This is a genomic window from Streptomyces sp. NPDC001351, from assembly GCF_042896045.1.
Taxonomy (GTDB): Bacteria; Actinomycetota; Actinomycetes; order Streptomycetales; family Streptomycetaceae; genus Streptomyces.
The window spans coordinates 469,625-488,509 of sequence record NZ_JBIAWS010000006.1; the positions used below are offsets into that span (position 1 = coordinate 469,625).

18 protein-coding genes are annotated in these 18,885 nt (G+C 70.3%); 11 read left to right on the forward strand and 7 right to left on the reverse strand.

The features are described 5' to 3' along the window. The first annotated feature begins 97 nt into the window (after window positions 1-97). The 7 genes from ACFY1U_RS24455 to ACFY1U_RS24485 all read left to right on the forward strand — a co-directional run bounded on the left by ACFY1U_RS24455 (window position 98) and on the right by ACFY1U_RS24485 (window position 7,610). Window positions 98-907 (forward strand): SAM-dependent methyltransferase, encoded by an 810-nt coding sequence (locus tag ACFY1U_RS24455; protein WP_390696424.1) that lies wholly within the window; start codon window positions 98-100, stop codon window positions 905-907. A 234-nt stretch (window positions 908-1,141) separates the two neighbouring features. Beyond that, window positions 1,142-2,149, forward strand: a complete 1,008-nt coding sequence (locus ACFY1U_RS24460) for a substrate-binding domain-containing protein (protein ID WP_390696243.1) — start codon at window positions 1,142-1,144, stop codon at window positions 2,147-2,149. Between the two features lie 172 nt (window positions 2,150-2,321). After that, window positions 2,322-4,691 (forward strand): nitrate- and nitrite sensing domain-containing protein, encoded by a 2,370-nt coding sequence (locus ACFY1U_RS24465; protein ID WP_390696244.1) that lies wholly within the window; start codon window positions 2,322-2,324, stop codon window positions 4,689-4,691. A gap of 15 nt (window positions 4,692-4,706) precedes the next feature. Next, entirely contained in the window at window positions 4,707-5,138 is a 432-nt protein-coding gene (locus ACFY1U_RS24470) for a roadblock/LC7 domain-containing protein (protein ID WP_365832774.1), read from the forward strand. Between the two features lies 1 nt (window position 5,139). Then, window positions 5,140-5,499: a DUF742 domain-containing protein gene (locus ACFY1U_RS24475; protein ID WP_390696245.1), complete on the forward strand. Its 360-nt coding sequence runs from the start codon at window positions 5,140-5,142 to the stop codon at window positions 5,497-5,499. Then, on the forward strand, window positions 5,486-6,088 hold the full coding sequence (locus ACFY1U_RS24480) for an ATP/GTP-binding protein (RefSeq protein WP_390696246.1): 603 nt from the start codon (window positions 5,486-5,488) through the stop codon (window positions 6,086-6,088). Before ACFY1U_RS24475 ends, ACFY1U_RS24480 begins: the two co-directional genes overlap by 14 nt. A gap of 109 nt (window positions 6,089-6,197) precedes the next feature. Next, a complete protein-coding gene (locus ACFY1U_RS24485; RefSeq protein WP_390696247.1) occupies window positions 6,198-7,610 on the forward strand; it encodes a glycoside hydrolase family 43 protein in 1,413 nt (470 codons plus the stop codon). Window positions 7,611-7,674: 64 nt separating this feature from the next. Here ACFY1U_RS24485 and ACFY1U_RS24490 read toward each other — a convergent pair whose 3' ends face one another. Further along, complete coding sequence (locus ACFY1U_RS24490; RefSeq protein WP_390696248.1) at window positions 7,675-8,634, reverse strand: ABC transporter substrate-binding protein; 960 nt, start codon at window positions 8,632-8,634, stop codon at window positions 7,675-7,677. 264 nt (window positions 8,635-8,898) lie between these two features. On the opposite strand from ACFY1U_RS24490, the gene ACFY1U_RS24495 reads away from it, so the two are divergent. The 4 genes from ACFY1U_RS24495 to ACFY1U_RS24510 are packed head-to-tail and all read left to right on the forward strand — an operon-like array spanning window position 8,899 to window position 13,292. Continuing rightward, window positions 8,899-11,814, forward strand: coding sequence for an ATP-binding protein (locus ACFY1U_RS24495; protein ID WP_390696249.1), 2,916 nt, complete (start codon window positions 8,899-8,901; stop codon window positions 11,812-11,814). Continuing rightward, a complete protein-coding gene (locus tag ACFY1U_RS24500; protein WP_389080368.1) occupies window positions 11,811-12,269 on the forward strand; it encodes a roadblock/LC7 domain-containing protein in 459 nt (152 codons plus the stop codon). Before ACFY1U_RS24495 ends, ACFY1U_RS24500 begins: the two co-directional genes overlap by 4 nt. 17 nt (window positions 12,270-12,286) lie before the next feature. Next, window positions 12,287-12,703 carry a DUF742 domain-containing protein gene (locus ACFY1U_RS24505; RefSeq protein ID WP_266961866.1) on the forward strand — a complete coding sequence of 139 codons (417 nt, stop codon included), beginning with the start codon at window positions 12,287-12,289 and terminating at the stop codon, window positions 12,701-12,703. Then, a complete protein-coding gene (locus ACFY1U_RS24510) occupies window positions 12,690-13,292 on the forward strand; it encodes an ATP/GTP-binding protein (protein ID WP_390696250.1) in 603 nt (200 codons plus the stop codon). Before ACFY1U_RS24505 ends, ACFY1U_RS24510 begins: the two co-directional genes overlap by 14 nt. 63 nt (window positions 13,293-13,355) lie before the next feature. Here ACFY1U_RS24510 and ACFY1U_RS24515 read toward each other — a convergent pair whose 3' ends face one another. The 6 genes from ACFY1U_RS24515 to ACFY1U_RS24540 form a co-directional block, all read right to left on the reverse strand. Continuing rightward, window positions 13,356-14,027: an ABC transporter permease gene (locus tag ACFY1U_RS24515; RefSeq protein WP_389080365.1), complete on the reverse strand. Its 672-nt coding sequence runs from the start codon at window positions 14,025-14,027 to the stop codon at window positions 13,356-13,358. Next, a complete protein-coding gene (locus ACFY1U_RS24520; protein WP_390696251.1) occupies window positions 14,024-14,734 on the reverse strand; it encodes an ABC transporter permease in 711 nt (236 codons plus the stop codon). Before ACFY1U_RS24520 ends, ACFY1U_RS24515 begins: the two co-directional genes overlap by 4 nt. Continuing rightward, window positions 14,731-15,870, reverse strand: a complete 1,140-nt coding sequence (locus ACFY1U_RS24525; protein ID WP_390696252.1) for an ABC transporter ATP-binding protein — start codon at window positions 15,868-15,870, stop codon at window positions 14,731-14,733. Before ACFY1U_RS24525 ends, ACFY1U_RS24520 begins: the two co-directional genes overlap by 4 nt. A 150-nt stretch (window positions 15,871-16,020) precedes the next feature. After that, complete coding sequence (locus tag ACFY1U_RS24530; RefSeq protein WP_390696253.1) at window positions 16,021-16,761, reverse strand: FAD:protein FMN transferase; 741 nt, start codon at window positions 16,759-16,761, stop codon at window positions 16,021-16,023. A 5-nt stretch (window positions 16,762-16,766) separates the two neighbouring features. Further along, complete coding sequence (locus ACFY1U_RS24535; protein ID WP_390696254.1) at window positions 16,767-17,477, reverse strand: FMN-binding protein; 711 nt, start codon at window positions 17,475-17,477, stop codon at window positions 16,767-16,769. 19 nt (window positions 17,478-17,496) lie between these two features. Then, window positions 17,497-18,834, reverse strand: a complete 1,338-nt coding sequence (locus ACFY1U_RS24540) for a ferric reductase-like transmembrane domain-containing protein (RefSeq protein ID WP_390696255.1) — start codon at window positions 18,832-18,834, stop codon at window positions 17,497-17,499. Window positions 18,835-18,885: the final 51 nt, after the last annotated feature.

Consider the following 18,885-nt stretch of genomic DNA (forward strand, 5'->3'; position numbering starts at 1 on the left):
CGCGAGTTGACGAGGTTGTCGTCGAGGTTTCGTGGAGACCGACGACGTCACGGGAGGGGCCGCCGTGCCCGAGGACAGCGCCCGGCCGATCGGCCGCATCACCGCAGCCGACAGCGGCTCCGCCGCGGGAACGACCGCGCACGCCGCGCGGATCTACGACTACATCCTGGGCGGAAAGGACCACTACCCCGCCGACCGGGAGGCGGGCGACGCCATGTGCCGGGAGTGGCCCGCCCTGCCCATCCACATGCGGGCCAACCGCGACTGGATGAACCGTGCCGTGCGGTGGCTGGCCGAGGAGGCGGGGATACGGCAGTTCCTCGACATCGGCAGCGGCATACCGACCTCGCCCAACATCCACGAGATCGCCCAGTCGGCGGCCCCCGCCTCCCGAGTCGTATACGTCGACAACGACCCGCTCGTCCTCGCCCTCTCCCACGGCCTGCTGAACAGCACGCCCGAGGGCAGGACCGCGTACGTCGAGGCGGACATGCGCGACCCGCGGGCCATCCTCGACAGCGCCGCCTTCCGCGACACCCTGGACCTGAGTGAGCCGGTCGCGCTGACCGTCGTCGCCATCGTCCACTTCCTGCTCGACGAGCACGACGCCGTCGGCATCGTCCGCCGCCTGCTCGAACCGCTCCCCTCCGGCAGCTACCTGGCGATGTCCATCGGTACGGCCGAGTTCGCACCGCAGGAGGTCGGCCGGGTCGCCCGCGAGTACGCGGCCCGCGACATGCCGATGCGGCTGCGCACCTTCGCGGAGGCCGCGGAGTTCTTCGAGGGCCTCGAACTCGTGGCGCCGGGCATCGTCCAGGTCCACACATGGCATCCGGACGGGACGGACGGCGAAACGATCCGCGACGAGGACATCGCCATGTACGGGGCGGTGGCGCGCAAGCCATGACGAGACCCGCCACGGCCCGCGGGCCATGGATTCCCCCTGCCGGCCGGAACGCATCATCACGATGCGGCAGCGACAACTCACGCAATGTTGCTGATCACTTGACTACCGGCGGTCACACACGATTGGCTCCGGCCAGCGAGAGTCATCCGGACGGCGTGCGAGGTGTCGGACGCCGTTCGGGGACCCCTCTCGCCGTTCCGCTTGCTCGGCCGCACAGCGAGGTGCCCCACCCTCATGAACACTCCTCCCCCGCCTCCCGCTTCCCACAGATCCGCACGCGTCGCCGCCCTGGCCGCGGCCGTGTGCCTGCTCGCGGCCGGCTGCTCCGCGGCCGGCGCCACGTCCGGCTCCAAGGGCGGCGTCGGCACGGCGGGCACCGCCCGTCTCAAGGTCGCCCTGGTCACGCACGCCTCGCCGGGCGACACCTTCTGGGACCTGGTGAAGAAGGGCGCCGAGGACGCCGCGTCGAAGGACAACATCGATCTGACCTACGCCAATGACCCCGACGCGGCGGGCCAGGCCGAACTGGTGCGGGACGCCATCCGCCAGAAGGTCGACGGCATCGCGGTGACACTCGCCAAGCCGCAGGCGATGAAGGGCCCGATAGCGGCGGCCAAGGCCGCGGACACCCCCGTGGTCGGGCTCAACTCCGGCATCGACTCCTGGCAGTCCGAGGGGGTGCTGGAGTTCTTCGGTCAGGACGAGAGCCTCGCCGGGCGGGCCGTCGGCGACAGGCTGGACGCCCTGGGCGCCAAGCACGCCCTGTGCGTGATCCACGAGCGCGGCAACGTCGCCATGGAGGCCCGCTGCGCCGGCGTGAAGAAGACCTTCGACGGCAGGACCGAGATGCTCTACGTCGAGGGCGCCGACGCGAACGCGACCGCCGCCGTGATCACCGCGAAACTGCGACAGGACCCGACGATCGACGAAGTGGTCACCCTGGGCGCCCCGTTCGCGCTCACCGCGGTGAAGTCGGTGCAGCAGTCCGGCAGCAGGGCCCATGTCGCGACCTTCGACCTCAACCAGGACCTGGTGAAGGCCGTCGAGAGCGGTGACGTGCAGTTCGCGGTGGATCAGCAGCCGTATCTGCAGGGCTATCTCGCGGTGGACGCGCTGTGGCTGTACAAGACCAACGGCAACATCACCGGCGGCGGCGTGTCCCCCGTGCTCACCGGCCCGGCCTTCGTGACCAAGGCGAACGTGGCCTCGGTCGCCAGGTACGCGGCGCGCGGCACACGCTGAGCCGGACGGCCGGCGGCACCTCGTACATCAATGTCGCGAAAGATTCGGAGAGCTGTGGCACGTGCGGTCACTTGTACGGATAGCATCCTGTGCACCCCATCTCTCCCCGCTCACGGCCACCCCCGTTTTCCTCTCTCCGCCCCCTCCGCTCCGCTGACCGCCTAGGACGACGATGTCTCCACGGACAGGTGCCCGGCGCCGTCTCGGCTCCATACGTCTCTCCCTGATCCTGCTGGCCCTGGTGCCCAGCGTCACCCTCGCCGCGATGTGGGCCCTGACGACTACGCAGATGTTCGACGAGGGGCTGCGGCTGCGCGGGCAGACCGAACTGAGCCGGTCGACCGGGGCCATGGGCACGGAGGCGACGCTCGCGCTGCAGCGGGAGCGCAGCCTGTCGGCGGCCTGGCTGGCCGGCGATCCGCGCGGCTCCCGCACCGCGCTGGTCGCCCAGCGCAAGGAGACGGACAAGGCGGTCGCGAAGCTGGTCGGCCAGTCCGACGCGATCAAGAAGGCGCCCGCGCGTATCTCGGACCGGCTGTACTCGGTCCTCGGCTCGGTGGGCAGTCTGGAGTACTACCGGGGCCAGGTGGACGATCCCACGGACATCACCGCGGCGCAGGCGCTGGACCAGTACAGCTCGATCATCGACGACCAGATCCACGCCTTCCAGGAACTCTCCCAGGTCGACGACGGCGACCTCACCTCGCAGGCCGGACCGCTGGTCGCCCTGGAGCACGCGGCGGAGCTGGTCGCGCAGGAGGACGCGCAGCTCACACTGGCCTGGCCGGCGGGGCGGCTGAGCGACAAGTCGTGGGTGACGTTCACGCAGCTGGTCGACACCCGGCGCTGGCTGGTCGAGGACCAGATCGTCCCCTCCTTGCAGGGCGACGCGAAGACCCAGACCGAGCGGATCCTGCAGAGCCCCGAGTGGCGGACCGTCCAGGACATCGAGGACAAGGTGCTCGCGGCCCGGCCGGGTCCGGACGGAAGGGTGACCCTGCCCGACGCGCGCCGGCAGTGGGCACTCGCCTTCGCCAAGGTCGGCGACGAGTACGGGCAGATGATCCGGATCCAGACATCCGGACTGCTCGACCGCAGCGCCGACAAATCCGAGAGCCTGCTGCTCACCGCCGCCTCGCTCAGCGCGGGTGGTCTGATCGCGCTGCTGCTGTGCGTGGGCATGTCCTGGCGGATCACCCGGTCCCTGTCGCGGCGGCTGCGCGGCCTCAGGGAGGCCACCCTCAGCCTGGCCGAGGAACGGCTGCCGGATGTCGTGGCCCGCCTCGACCGGGGCGAGAAGGTCGACGCGGACCTGGCGACCCCGCCGCTGGACTACGGCCGGGACGAACTCGGCCAGGTGGCACGGGCGTTCAACAAGGCGCAGCGCACAGCCGTGCACACCGCGGTCGAGCTCGCCGACACCCGGCGCGGCTTCCAGAAGGTCATCCTCGGCATCGCCCGGCAGAGCCAGAACCTGGTCAATCTGCAGCTCACCAAGCTGGACGCGCTGGAGCGCAGCCACTCCGACCCGGACGTCCTCAAGGGCCTGTACGAACTGGACTCCACGGCCAGCCAGTTGCGCCGCTACGAGGAGAACCTGGTCATCATCAGCGGCGAGCAGCCGCGGCGCAGCTGGCGCGAGCCGGTCGCGCTGATCGACATCCTGCGCAGCGCCGTCGGCGAGGTCGCCGAGTACCAGCGGGTCGAGGTGCACACCGATGAGGACGTGTGCATCGCGCCGCCCGCGGTGGCCGACGTGATCCATCTGCTGGCCGAGCTCATCGACAACGCGACCGTGTACTCGCCCGCCCCGGCCCCGGTCGGCGTGCGGGCCGCGCTGGTCGCCAAGGGACTTGCGATCGAGGTGGAGGACCGCGGCCTCGGCCTGTCGGAGGAGGACTACGCCTCCTTCAACGCCCAGTTGGCGGTCGAGCCGCAGTTCGACGTGGTGGCGCTGGCCGACGACCTCCGGCTCGGCATGTTCGTGATCGCCCGCCTCGCCACCCGGCACGGCATCGCGGTCACGCTGCGGCCCTCGCCGTACGGGGGAACGACGGCGATCGTGCTGCTCCCGCACGAGATCGTCGTACGGGAGCCGGTCCCGGCACCCGCCGAGGAGACCCCCGGCGAGGAGACCCCCGCCGTGGCGGGTCCGTCCCCTGCGGAGGAGCCCGCCCAGCCCGTCCGGGAGCCGCGCCCCACCGCCCCGGCACGCACCGCACCCGCCGCCGCTGCCCCCTCCACCCGGCGCGACGGCGTCGCCCCGCTCCCCCGCCGCGTCCCCCAGACCAGCCTGGCCGCCGAACTGCGCGAGGAGGCCCCCGGCGACGAACAGCACGACCACGCCGAGGAGTTCACCGCCGAGCAGGCCGCCTCCTCGCTCGCCGGTTTCCAGCGCGGCACGCTCCAAGCACGTGACGACGACACAGACACGCAGTACGACCAGGGTCAGGAGGGGGCACCCGTCACTCGGGAACCGGGTGCGCACCTGACCGCCGAAGGCACCACCACCGTCCCCTCGACTCCGCCCGCCGACCGCTGACGAAGGAACACCGCCATGACACCCCCCATCCCAGCCACCCATACCCAGCTCGACCAGTTGCTGACCGGACTCGTGGAGCGGGTCGCCGAGGTGAACCACGCCGTGGTGCTCTCCGAGGACGGCCTGGTCGTCAGCAAGTCCACCGGGTTCCTGCGCGACGACGCCGAGCGGCTTGCGGCGACCGCGTCCGGCCTGATGAGCCTGAGCAAGGGCGTCAGCATGGACTTCCGTGGCGGTCCGGTGCGGCAGGCGCTGATCGAGATGGCGCACAGCTATCTGATACTGACCTCGGCCGGGCCGGGCGCCCATCTCGTCGTCCTCACCAGTCAGGGCGCGGACGTCGGCGTGGTGGCGTACCAGATGAACATGCTGGTGAAGAAGATCGGCGAGCACCTCAGCGCGGCACCGAGGGCGGGCCTCGGCCCGACCGCCGAGTCCGGCGCGTGAGGTGAGCGGAGGCGACACGGACGGCCGTCTGGTACGGCTGTTCGCGCTCACCGGAGGACGGACCCGGCCCAGCCGTGCCGACTTCACGCTCATCACGACGGTGACCGCGGTGGACCCGCCGCCGACCTGGGCCACCCGACCGCAGCCCGAGCACCAGCGCATCCTGCGCCGCTGCGCCGAGCCGATCGCCGTCGCGGAACTCGCCGCCCTGCTCGATCTGCCGGTGAGCGTGGTCGTGATCATGCTCTGCGATCTGCTGGAGTGCGGCCGTATCACCGTCCGCCCCCCGCACCCCGTCTCCTGCGAGCCGGAAGACCTGGACCTGCTGCAGAAAGTGAGGGACGGCCTTGGCCGGCTCTGACCTCGTCACCCGGGCGGCGCCCGACACGGTGAAGATCCTGATAGCCGGTGGCTTCGGCGTCGGCAAGACCACCATGGTCGGCTCGGTCAGCGAGATCACTCCGCTGCGCACCGAGGAACCGCTGACCGCCGCCGGGCTCGGCGTGGACGACCTGGACGGCATCGAGGAGAAGCGGGCCACCACCGTGGCCCTGGACTTCGGCCGCATCAGCATCGGCAGCGACCTCGTCCTCTATCTCTTCGGCACGCCCGGCCAGCAGCGCTTCTGGTTCATGTGGAACGACCTCGCCCTGGGCGCCCTGGGCGCGGTCGTCCTCATCGACGTCCGCCGCCCGGAGACCAGCTTCGCCGCCATCGACTTCTTCGAACGCCGGGGCATCCCCTTCGTGGTGGGCGTCAACGGCTTCTACGGCGACCACCCGTACCCGCCCGAGGAGATCCGCGAGGCCCTCGCCCTCCCGGACCATGTCCAGGTGCTGCTGTGCGACGCACGCGAGCGGGAGTCGTCCCGGGACGTACTGATCGCGCTGATCGACCAGTTGATCGCGGCGGCCGTCCACACGGACGGTCCACGGCCGGCGGAAAAGTGAACGGCGAAAACCAGCCAAGCACGTCCGATTCGTTGACGCACTCGCGCCACATCCTTACCTTCTGATCGATTTACCGAACTTAGTTCGAAATATCGACCACGGAGCACGAATGAACGCGACGCCGCGTCCCGCGCACCCCCACCCCTCCCGCCGCTCCTTCCTCGGCATGGCGGCGACCGTGCCGCTCGCCGCCACCGGTGCGCTGGCCCTGGGCGCGGGTCCCGCGCGGGCCGCCACCAACTCGGCCTACGTCATGTGCTACTTCACCGAGTCGACCTCCCTGGGCGAGGGCACCGACTACGGACTGCACCTCGCCGTCAGCACCGACGGACTGGAGTGGACGCCGCTCAACCAGAACAACCCCGTCGTCACCCCCACCGAGGGTGCCATGGGCCTGCGCGACCCGTTCATCCTGCGCAGGCAGGACGGCACGTTCGTGGTGCTAGCCACCGACCTCAAGGGCACCGACTGGACGTACAACAGCCAGTACATCCACGTCTGGTACTCGACCGACCTGCGCACCTTCACCGGCTACCACCGGCTGAAGCTGCACGACATGGTCACCCACAGCTGGGCGCCGGAGGCCTTCTGGGACGCGGGCCGCGGCCAGTACGCGGTCATCTACTCGTCGGTCAACTCCAGCGGCCACAACGTGATCATGGTCAACTACACCACCGACTTCGTCACGGTCTCGGCGCCGCAGGTCTTCTTCGACCCCGGGTACGACGCGATCGACGGCGACATGACGGTGGGCGTGAACGGCGTCAACTACCTCTACTTCAAGAACAACAGGAACGGGACACTGCTGGGCGCCCGCTCCACCTCGCTCGCCCCGGGAAGCTTCACGCCCTTCACTGCGGCGGTCTCACACGGCGGCACCGAGGCCCCGGCCGTCGTCAAGTCCCTCACCTCCAGCACCTACTGGATGTGGGGCGACACCTACACGCCCAACGGCGTCTTCTACGCCTGGCAGACCACCGACCTGGCGGCCGGCACCTGGACCCCGCTCGACCAGCGGACATACACCCAGCCGCTCAACTCCAAGCACTGCGGCATCACGGCGATCACCACGACCGAATACGACAACCTCGTCGCCAAGTGGGGCACCCCCACCTGGAACCGGCTGAAGTCGCACAACTACCCCGACCGCTACGTCCGGCACAGCAACTACCTCGGACGCATCGACCCGTACCCCATCGACCCGCCCTCCGACTCCCAGTGGAAGCTGGTGCCCGGCCTGGCCGACAGCTCCGGGGTCTCCTTCCAGTCGGTCAGCTTCCCGACCCGGTACCTGAGGCACTACGACTACGCACTCCAGCTGGACGTGAACGACGGGACGTCGACGTTCGCCCAGGACGCCACCTTCTACCGGACGGCCGGGCTGGCCGACTCCTCCTGGTCGTCGTTCCGCTCGTACAACTACCCGACGCGCTACATCCGGCACTCGAACTACGCTCTGCGCATCGACCCGGTCTCGACCACCACCGACAAGCAGGACGCGACCTTCCACGTCGGCTACTGAGCGGGCCCGCGCAGACGACGCGGGCGCCCCCGAGTGGGGACGCCCGCGTCGTGTTCGTCCGGGGTCAGCCCAGGCCGACCGACTTCAGCCAGGCCTTGGCGACGTCCAGCGGGTCCTTGTTGTCGAGCTGGACCTGGGAGTCCAGCTCCAGCAGGGCCTTGGTGTCGAGCTTGGCCGAGACCGCGTTGAGCGCGGAGGTGCCCGTCGAGGACAGGCCGCTCTTGTAGACGAGCGGCTGCACGTTCTCGAAGCCGAAGAGGTTCTTCGGGTCCTGGAGGACCACGAACTTCTCCTTGGTGATGTTCGGGTCCGTGGTGAAGATGTCCGCGAGCTGCACGGTGTTCTTCTTCAGCGCCGCCAGGGTGAGCGGGCCGCCCGCGTCGAGCGCCTTGAAGCCCTCGAACTCCAGGCCGTACACCGACTTCAGACCGACCAGGCCCTGCTGCCGGGTCTGGAACTCCGGCGAGGCACCGATGGTCAGGCCCTTCGCGATGCCCTTGAGGTCCGCGATGCTGGACTCGGACGTCAGCTTGTACTTGTCGGCGGTGGCCTTGTTGACCGTGACCGAGTCCTTGTCCTGCGCGGCGGCGGGGTCGAGCAGCGTCAGCTTGGAGTCCAGCTTGGCCTCGATCGCCGCGGTGGTCGCCTCGACCGTCTTCGGCGCGGCCTTGGGGTCGAGGTAGGCCAACAGGGCGCCGTTGTACTCCGGCAACACGGTGACGGAGCCGTTCTTCAGCAGCCCGTACGTCGTCTCGCGGCTGCCGATGTTCGGCTTGTAGGTGACCTTGACGCCCTTGGCCTTGAGGGCCTCGCCGTAGATGTCGGCGAGCAGGATGCTCTCGGGGAAGTTGTTCGAGCCGACGACGACGGTCTTGCCGTCGGACCCCCCGCCCTGGAGCGGATCGGAGGACTTGTTGCCGTCTGAGGAGCCACATCCCGCCAGCAGGGCCGTGGTCGCGGCAAGCGCGACGGCCGCCGCGGGGTAACTCCTGATGGACCTGCTGCGTGGGGCGTTGGAAGTCACGATTCCCGTTCCGGACCTTGAGGACTGATGAGAAGCAAGCTCTGGAACTGATCCAATCCAGCCTGTTCTTACTCAGTCAAGAGCAGTCGGGTCACCAATTGGCGTCGATGCGTGATCAGTTGTGAATTCTGTGTAAACAGAGATAGGCGGAACCGGAGGCTCTTTGTAATGGATTCTTGACTAAGAGCAACGTGCTTGATCGTTCAATGAGGCGATAGTCTCCACGCAGTTGGCGATCAGAATCGGTCAAACAGAGGAGGCCCGGTGGGCGGCATACGGGGCTTCGCCGACCGGTGGTCGTTCCGGCGCAAGCTCAACCTCCTGGTCGGTGTACCCCTGGCGGTGGTGGCCGCCCTGCTCTCCTATCTCATCGCCGGCCAGGTGGGCCAGGCGCGGGACGCGGCGTCCGCGGCGGACCTCGTGCGCAACAGCGAGCAGGTGGCGTCGCTGGTCAACGACCTGGAGAGCGAGCACCAGCTGGCCATCCTGCTGTCCGTGCGCTACGAGGCCGGAGGCCGGGGCGTCCAGTCCACGCTCACCGCCTACCGCAAGGCGCAGGACGCGGTCGACGCGCAGATCGCTCAGGTGCGCCGGACCTTCGGCGACGGGCTGCCGGACGGCGAGGCGCAGGCGCTGAAGGAGGTCGAGGGCCTCACCAGTCTGCGCGGGACGGTCGAGCAGAGCTATCTGCCCGCGAGCAACATCGACCCCGCCTACGACAACGCCGCCAGTACCGTGATCGACGGCCTGGGTCTCGACCGCAACGCGGAGCTGGCGGCCACCTTCACCGGCAACCTCCTCGACTCGCTGCTGCGCGCCGATGCCGCGCACGCCTCCTTCGAGACCGGCGTGTTCTCCGCGACGACCGGTGACACGAACGCACAGATCGAGTTCACGACCGCGGTCGGCGCGTACCAGCTCTACACCAGCCAGGCCGAACGCTTCTCCCGATTCGCCACCGAGCAGCAGGCCGACGAGCTCTCCGGCATCGAGCACACCGCCGCCCAGCAGGACATCGCCCTGACGTACGCCGAGCTCCAGGTGGCCCCCAGCGGCCTGCAGGCCAGCACACCGGCGGAGATCAAGGCGACGTTCCAGACCGCCCTGACCGCCTATCCCTCCTACCCGGAACAGGCCGCGGCCCGGCTGAAGATCACCTCGTCCCTCATCGACCAGATCGCCGACGGTGCCGACCATGCCTCCACCAAGGCCTGGTGGCGTGCGAGTCTGCTGCTGGCCGCGGCGCTGCTCGGCTTCGTCCTGTGGCTCGCCTTCTCGGTGCTGGTGCGCCGCTCGGTGGTCGGGCCGGTGCAGGCCCTCACCGGCGCCGCACGGGAGGTCGCCGAGGTGGCGGGCCGGGAACTGGCCCGGGTCGCCGACGACGACGCCGAGGACGACAGCCCGCCGAAGCTGCGCGAGATGCCGGTCACCGCGGACGACGAGATCGGTGAGCTGGCCGGCGTGATCAACCGCGTGCAGACCACCGCGATCGCGCTGCTCGAACGGCAGGTGCTCAGCCGCCGCAACGTCGCCGAGATGTTCGGCAACGTGGGCCGCCGGGTCAGCAACCTGACAACCCGTCAACTCGCGCTGATCGACGCGGTCGAGCGGGGCGAGACGGACCCGGCCCTGCTCGAACGCCTCTACTCCATCGACCACATCGCGGTCCGACTGCGCCGCAACGCGGACAGCCTGATGCTGCTGGCCGGCATCCGCGAGACGGTCCTCGACTCCGGGCCCACCGCCCTCACCAACGTCGTACGCGCCGCCCTCGGTCAGATCGAGGGCTTCCAGCGGGTACAACTGCACGCGCGCACCGAGGTCATGGTGGAGCCCGACATCATCGGCGACCTGACGCTGATGGTGGCCGAACTCCTCGAGAACGCCGTGTCGTTCTCGCCCGCGGGCAGCCCCGTGGAGGTGTACGTACGGGACACCTCCGGCGAGGAAGCAGCCCTCTCGGGCGGTGCCACCATCGTCGTCTCCGACCACGGCCTCGGCATGAGCGCCGAGCGGCTCGCCGAGGAGAACGCCCGGCTGATCCGCCGCGAACGCCTGGACGTGATGCCGACGAAGGTGCTCGGCCTGTTCGTGGTCGGCACCCTGGCGCGCCGCTGGGACGTCAGCGTCCTGCTGTCCCGCACACCGGGCGGCGGCCTGACGGCGGAGGTGACGGTGCCGTCGTCACTGCTGCTGACGATGAGCCCGGTCGGGCCCACGGGCGAAGTGCCTACGGAGACTCGGGGCGAGGTCGCAGGGGGGCGGACGGCCGCTGAACGGCCGCTGTCCGGTGCCGTGTCCGGCCCGCGCCGGTCCGCCGCCACCGAAGCCACCGGAACGCCGGCCGACACCACACACCTCGGCGGACCGCTCCCGCGCCGGGTGCCCCGCCGGGAAGCGGACCCAGCCGATCCTCCGAGCGCGACCGCCACCGCACCTGAGCCGGACTCGGCCTCGGGCGGGGCATCCCCCGCGCCTGGGCCAGGCCCGGCCTCGGACCCGACACCGGCCACACCCGCCCTGCACACGCCGGCGGACATGACACCGACCGCTCCCACGCCGAACACGGCAGACGAGACGACGACCGCACCCGCACCGAGCGGGGCCGCGGACGCAACACCGACCGCACCCACCACGGGGACCACACCGGACGCCCCATGGAGCGCACCAGCCATGGGCCCGGGCGCGGACGCAAGGCCGAGCGCGCCCGTGTCAGACACTGCGGCGGGTGCCGGGGCTGTGTCTTCCTCCCCGTCCGGCTCCGGGCAGGTCCCCCGGGCCCGTACCGAGGCGTTCAGCGACGTGAGCCACTCCCGGGCCGATGACACAACACCCGGCGGTTCTTCGGGGGTTGGCCCGGAGGTATCGTCTTCCCAGGTCACCCCGGGCGCGCCAGCGCTGTCCGACCCGGGCGGGACGGGCCAGACGCCCCCCGGCGACGGCTCCTCGCGGCCCCTGCGTCGCCGTGTCCGCGGTGCCACTCTCCGTACGACCGTCGACGCCGCTGCCCAGGCGGCACGGCAGGCCCCCCGGCTCGCCGATGCCAACGCCGTACGGGACGCGCTCGACGAGTTCGAGGCGGCCGTGCAGCGCGCGCACCGCGACAGCGCCTCCGGCAGCCGGCCCGCGACCACCGACACGCACGACCAGAAGCACCTCCCGGAAGGAGCCGAGCAGTGAGTACGCCGACTGGCGCCACGCCCGCCGAACTGCAGGCCGCCGCAGCCGACTTCACCTGGCTGCTCAACCGTTTCGCCACAGAGACCGCGGGCGTCGTGGACGCCATCGCGGTCTCGTCCGACGGACTGCTCATCGCCGTGTCCGAGCTGCGCGAACCCGCGGATTCGGAGCGGCTCGCCGCGATCGTCTCCGGCATCACCAGCCTGGCCGCCGGCGCGTCCGGCAACTACGGCCTGGGCGCCCTCAACAAGGTCATCATCGACCTGGAGGGCGGCCATGTCCTGGTCTCCGCGATCGGCAGCGGCGCCGTGCTCGGCGTCGTCACCGACAAGGAGGCCAAGCTGGGCAACATCGCGTACGAGATGACCCTGTTCGCCAACCGGGCCGGCAGCGCCCTCAACCCGCAGCTCGTGCTCGCGCTCAAGAACAGCGTCGGCTCGCCGACGGCTCTCTGACCGGGCCCGGCGACCCCATGGCGGACGGCTCCCCACCTCCGGGCCCGGACCCGGTCGGTCCGGCCCCCGCCGTACGGCCGTTCCTGGTCACCGCCGGCCGGGTGGCGCCGACGGCGTCCGGCAGGCCGATGCCGGTCGAGACCCAGGTGGTGGCCACCGCCGAGGGCCTCGCCGTCCTCGACGGGCTCTCCTTCGAGCAGCACGACATCGTCGCCGCCTGCCGGCTGCCGCAGTCCGTCGCGGAGCTGGCGGCCCGGCTGCGGCTGCACCTCAACGTCGTGCGGGTCCTCGCCGAGGACCTGCGCGCCGCCGGGCATCTGACGGTGTACGTGCCCGACGTCGACGTCACCCACGACGCATCCGTTCTGCGCAGGGTGATCGATGGCCTGCGCGCCATCCCGAACTCCCGAGGGGTACTGCGTGACACCGACTGAACCGGCCGCCCTCGCCCCGGTCGACCAGGGGGCCGCCGTACGACCGCCGCTGCCGGTCAAGATGGTGATCGCGGGCGGTTTCGGCGTGGGCAAGACCACCGCCGTGGGTGCGATCTCCGAGATCGAGCCGCTGACCACCGAGGCCGCCATCACGGAGGTCGCGGCGGGCGTGGACGACCTCAGTCACACCCCGCGCAAGACCACGACCACGGTGGCGATGGACTTCGGGTGCATCACCATCGACCCGACGCTGAAGCTGTATCTGTTCGGCACGCCCGGCCAGGAGCGGTTCGGGTTCATGTGGGACGACATCGTGGAGGGCGCGGTCGGCGGCCTGGTCATCGTGGACACCCGCCGTCTCGACGACTGCTACGCCGCCGTCGACTACTTCGAGCACCGCCAGATCCCGTTCGCCGTCGCCGTCAACGCCTTCGACGGCAAGGTCGAGCACGGCCTGGACGAGGTGCGGTGGGCTCTCGACGTTGCCGAGCGCGTCCCTGTGATCGTGTTTGATGCCCGGGAGCGCGGCTCGGTACGGGATGCTCTGCTGGTTGTACTCGAGCTTGCACTGGCTCGCACCGAGGGGTGATGGTCAGCCCCCAACCGGTCCTCGTTCGTCCGCGGGTCGGTGAGGGCTTGTCGCGCCGCGCCCCTAGCGGGCGCTCCTCCTCACCCCGGGTGACACAGTGAACCGTGCCACCGCTCCGAAGAGACCCAGCGTCAGCAGAGCCAGGATCGCCACCAGGCTCGCCCCGCCCACCACCTTCTCGTAGTTGCGCTGGTACAGGCCGTCCACGATGTAGCGCCCAAGACCGCCGAGCGAGACATACGCCGCGATGGTGGCCGTGGACACGATCTGGATGGCCGCCGAGCGCAGGCCGCTGAGGATCAGTGGGAGGGCGACCGGGAGTTCGACCTGGAAGAGGATGCGTGGCTCGGCCATGCCCATGCCGCGGGCCGCGTCCACCGGGGACGGGTCGACGGAGCGCACCGCCTCGTAGGTGGTGACGAGGATCGGCGGTACGGCGAGGACGACCAGCGGGATCATCACCGGCGTCAGACCGAGCCCGAGCAGCACGAACATCAGCACCAGCAGGCCGAAGCTGGGCAGGGCCCGGCCCGCGGTGGCGACGAACGCCACGGTGTTGCCGCCGCGCCCGGTGTGGCCAGTGAGCAGGCCGACCGGCAGGCCGATCGCGGCGGCGATGGCGAGCGCGGTCAGCGAGTACTGGATGTGCTCGCGCAGCCGGGTGGGGATGCCGTCGTAGCCGTGCCAGTGGGCGCTGTCGCTGAAGAAGGCGTTGATGAAGTGGAGGACGTTCATCGGACGGCGTCCTCCAGTGCGGCCTGCATCGGTTCGGGTTCGTCGACGGGACGGGGTTTGCGGGTGCCGCGCGGCATCCAGGGGGTCACGAGGACGCGGACGAGGACCAGCAGGGCGTCCGCGAGGATGGCGAGTACGGCAGTGCCGATGACGGACAGCCAGATCAGGCGCGACTGGTGGTAGATCATGCCGTCGTTGAGCAGATTGCCCAGGCCGCCCTGGTTGCCGATCAGCATGCCGACGCTGACCAGCGAGATGCTGGAGACGGTCGCGACCCGCAGCCCGGCGATGATCGCGGGCGCCGCGATCGGCAACTGGACCTGGAAATAGCGGCGTACGGGCCCGAGGCCCATCGCGGTGGCCGCGTCGAGGGTCTCCTGCGGCACCGACCGGACGCCGTCCACGATCGCCGGGACGAACACCACCAGGCTGTAGATGCCCAGCGGGATCATCACCGTCGTCTCGGTCTGGCCGGTGTAGTCGATCAGGACGACGAAGAAGGCGAGCGAGGGGATCGCGTACAGGATGGTCGTCACCCACAGCACGGGCGGGTACAGCCAGCGCAGCCGCACGCACAGCTGAGCGATGGGCAGCGCCACCACCAGTCCGGCCACGACGGGGATCAGCGCCTCGCGCAGATGCAGCCCGACCAGGCCCCAGTAGGTGTTCTGCAGGTCGCTCGGGATGTCGAAGAGGCCGCCGCTCATCCCGCGACCTTCGCGTCGTCCGCGTCGCTGCGGCCCTTGGCGTGGGCGGTGCGGATCGCCTCGCCGATGGTCTGCTGCGAGACCACGCCCGCGACCCGGCCGTCGGCGCCCACCGCGACGGCCCACCCGGTGGGCGAGAGGACGGCGCAGTCGAGCGCGGCGCGCAGCGAGTCCTTGCCGTGTTCGAAGGGGCGGCCGTAGGCGAGGAGTCGGGCGGGGTCGACCTCCCCCGCGGTCAGGGCGCCGGGCTCGCTCCAGCCGAGCGGCCTGCCGTCCACATCGGTGACGAGCAGGTACGGCGCGCCGTTCGCACCGCGCTCGGCGATCTGCTCGGCGGTGGCGTCGACGGCCACGACGGGGGTGGTGAGCAGGTCGAGTCCGGCGGAGGAGAAGAACGACAGCCGCCGGATGCCGCGGTCCGCGCCGAGGAAGTCCTCGACGAACGCGTCCGCGGGGGCGGACAGCAGCTCGGCGGGCGGCGCGAACTGGGCGAGGTGACCGCCGGTGCGCATCACGGCGACCATGGTGCCGATCTTGACGGCCTCGTCGATGTCGTGGGTGACGAAGACGATGGTCTTGCCCAACTCCTCCTGGATTCGGAGCAGTTCGTCCTGCAGCCCCTTCCGTACGACGGGGTCGACGGCCGAGAACGGCTCGTCCATCAGCAGCACCGGCGGATCCGCGGCCAGCGCCCGCGCCACGCCGACGCGCTGCTGCTGGCCTCCGGAGAGCTGGTACGGGTACCGCTTGGCGAGCGCTCCGTCCAGTCCGACCCGCTCCATCAGCTCCCGGGCCCGCGCTCGTGCCTTGTCCTTGCTCCAGCCGAGCAGCCGGGGCACGGTGGCGATGTTGTCGACGATGGTGCGGTGCTGGAAGAGGCCGGCGTTCTGGATGACGTAACCCATGGACCGACGCAGGGTGTTGACCGGCTGCTGGGTGATGTCCTTGCCGTCAAGGGTGATCGTGCCCTCGCTCGGCTCGATCATCCGGTTGATCATGCGCAGGGTCGTCGTCTTGCCGCAGCCCGACGGTCCGACGAATACGGTGATCGAGCGGTCGGGTATCTCAAGCGAGAGGTTGTCGACCGCGACCGTACCGTCGGGGTAGCGCTTGGTGACTGAATCTATGCGTATCAAGACGCCGTTCACCCTTCGGTCTGGGCAGTTGCAGGCAGAGTCTAGACCTCCTCTGTTTCGGGTTTCCTTCGGGAGTTTGGCCAGATCCGGGCCCGGGCTTGGCACCGTCCTCGTCCTCGCCCCGCCCGGGCTCCAGCGGGTTGCTGTCGGTCACACGGTCGCCGAGGGCTCCCCCGCGACCGGACACCCCTCCGTCCGCAGCACGTGCCCTCCGGCGTCCACGGCGAACACCTCGCAGCCCGGTAGTGCGGCGGCCCACTCGATGCCCTGCACGCCCAGCGCGAACGCCGCCGTCGCGACCGAGTCCGCCTCGGTCAGGGTGGCGGCCACGACCGTGAGGCTCTGCAGCCCGGTCGCCGGGAGTCCCGTACGGCCGTCGATGATGTGGTCGCCGCGTTCGTAGCGCGCGGAGGTGGCGACCGCCCCGTCGGTGAGCTCGAGGACGGTGCACAGTTTGTCGGCGTGTTCGGGGTGGCGTACGCCGACCCGCCAGGGGCCGCCGGCGACGACCACGTCACCGCCGGCGTTCAGCACGAACCTCTGCGCGCCGGCCGCCTTCAGCAGCTCCGCCGCCCGCTGCACCGACCAGCCCTTGACCACCGCACAGGGGTCGAGCCCGCGGCCGGGCAGCCGTACGTCGAAGGCTCCGCCCGTCGCGGTCCGGTAGTGCTCGCACAGGTCGAGGACCTCGACGAGGTCGTCGCTGAGCTCGTGGGAGGCCAGCTCGCCGCGGCCGTGGCGGGAGACCTCGCTGTCGGGCTTGAAGGGGCTGAACCGTGCGTCGACCTCGCGCAGCCATGCGAAGACCGCGTCGGCGGCCGACTCCGGAACGTCCTCGTCGTCGACCCGGAGCGAGACGGGGAAGCCCATCACATGTTCGACGCGGTGCATTCGGATCAGCCCTTCGCGTCGATCGCGGCCTGGAGGGACTCCTTGTAGCCCTCGCTCGTGACGGTCGCACCGGACACGGTGTCTATTTTCGCGCTCTGCGCCTTCAGTGTCTCCGCGACCAGCTTCGGCACGGCGGCCGTGGTCTGCGGGTGGTTCGGCTGCTGCAGCATCCTCACGGCCGTGATCTTCTCGCCGGAGAAGGTCACCTGGACCTGCACGGGACCCTTGTCGGTGTTCACCGTCGAACCCGACACCGTCTGCGCGGCGGAGGCGGGAGAGGCGGAGGCCGGGGAGGACGCGGACGTCTTGGCGCTCGCACCGTTCGAGTCGATCGCCGCCTGGAGGGACTTCTTGTAGGCCTCACTGGTGATCGTCGCACCCGACACCGTGTCGACGTCCGCGCTCTGCGCCTTCAGTGTCTCCGCGACCAGCTTCGGCACCGCCGCCGCCGTCTGCGGATGGTTCGGCTGCTGCAGCATCCTCACGGCCGTGATCTTCTCGCCGGAGAAGGTCACCTGGACCTGCACGGGGCCCTTCTCCGTCTGGATCGTCGTGCCCTTGACGACCGTGCCGGACGAAGAGCCCGCGGAGGAGGGCGCCGACGGCGTCGAGGCGGGCTCGGCGGTGGAGGTCGCAGCGCCCACGGACGGCTCGTAGCGCCAGACCGGGACCAGGCCCGCGATGCTCAGGACGACGACAGGTATGGCTCGCTTCACGATGTCTTTCCCGTCTTCCTCATCCGGCCAGGCTGAAGCGCTCGAAGTGGATCTGCTGCCTGGGCACGCCCAGCTCGCCCAGGCTGCGCAGCACCGCGTTCATCATCGGCGGCGGCCCGCACAGGAAGACGTCCCGGTCGCCGATGTCCGGCACCAGCCGCGCCAGCTCGCGCGGCGCCAGCTTGTCGGGGACGGCCGGTCCGGTGACCAGGTGCAGCACGGCGCCCTTGGCCGCCGCCAGCTCGCGCAGCTCCTCGTAGAGGACGGCGTCGCGGTCCGAGGCCACGCGGTAGATGACGACCGCGTGGCCCTCGATGTCCTCCAGGATGGCCCGGATGGGGGTGACGCCGACGCCGCCCGCGATCAGCAGGGACTCGGACTTCATGCGGTGAAGTGTGGTGAAGGCGCCGTAGGGGCCCTCGGCGAACACGCGCGTACCGACCTTCACATGCCGCAGGGCGGCGCTGCCGTCGCCCGCCGCCTTGGCGGTGAGGCGCAGGGTGCGGCCGTCGGGGGCGGCCGAGAGGGAGAAGGGGTTCGCCTGCCACCAGCGGTCGCGGGTCAGGAAGCGCCACAGGAAGAACTGGCCGGCCCGCGCGGGCATCCGGTCCAGGTCGCGCCCGGTGATGTAGACCGAGACGACGTTGTCGGACTCGTGGACGACGGCGGAGACCCGCAGCTGGTGGCGCAGGTTCCGCCACAGCGGCAGCACGAGACGGCCGAGGACCACCGCGCCGAGGACCACGCCCCACACGCCGTACCAGTACGTCTTCGCGGCGGACGACGCCGTGAACGTCGTACCGACCGCGACCTGGTGCGTGAACGCGAGCACCACGGCGACATACGTGTAGAGGTGGATGAAGTGCCAGGTCTCGTAGGCGAGACGACGGCGGGCGTAGCGGGCCGAGACGGCGCCGACCCCGAGGATGATGCCGAGCGCGACGATCGCACGGAGCACGCCCTCGGTCGTCCGGGCGAGGTCGAAGAGCTCGGTGACGGGACCGACGCCCGCGTCGCCCGCGTAGCCGAAGCTGATGAAGACGGCGTGCGCGAGCAGCGTCCACAGCAGGGCGAAGCCGGTCCAGCGGTGCCAGGAGGTCAGCCGGTCCATGCCGATGCGGCGGTCGAGCCAGGGCAGCCGCGCCACCAGCACCAGCTGGAAGGCCATGACGAGGGCGCCGTAGAGGCCGAAGAGGCGGCCGATGACGATCAGGGCGTTGGAGGCGAAGCCCGCCTGGGCGAAGAAGTAGGCGACCACGGCCGCGTTCGCGGCGAGCACGGCGTACAGGCCCGTGCGGGCCACCACCCTGGGGCGTATCGCCGTGGGGGGCGCAGGGGGTGATTGGACGGTCGTCACGGACGGCAGCTCCTTGATCGGGTCCTGGGAAACCGAGCTTGGCCGGAGGGA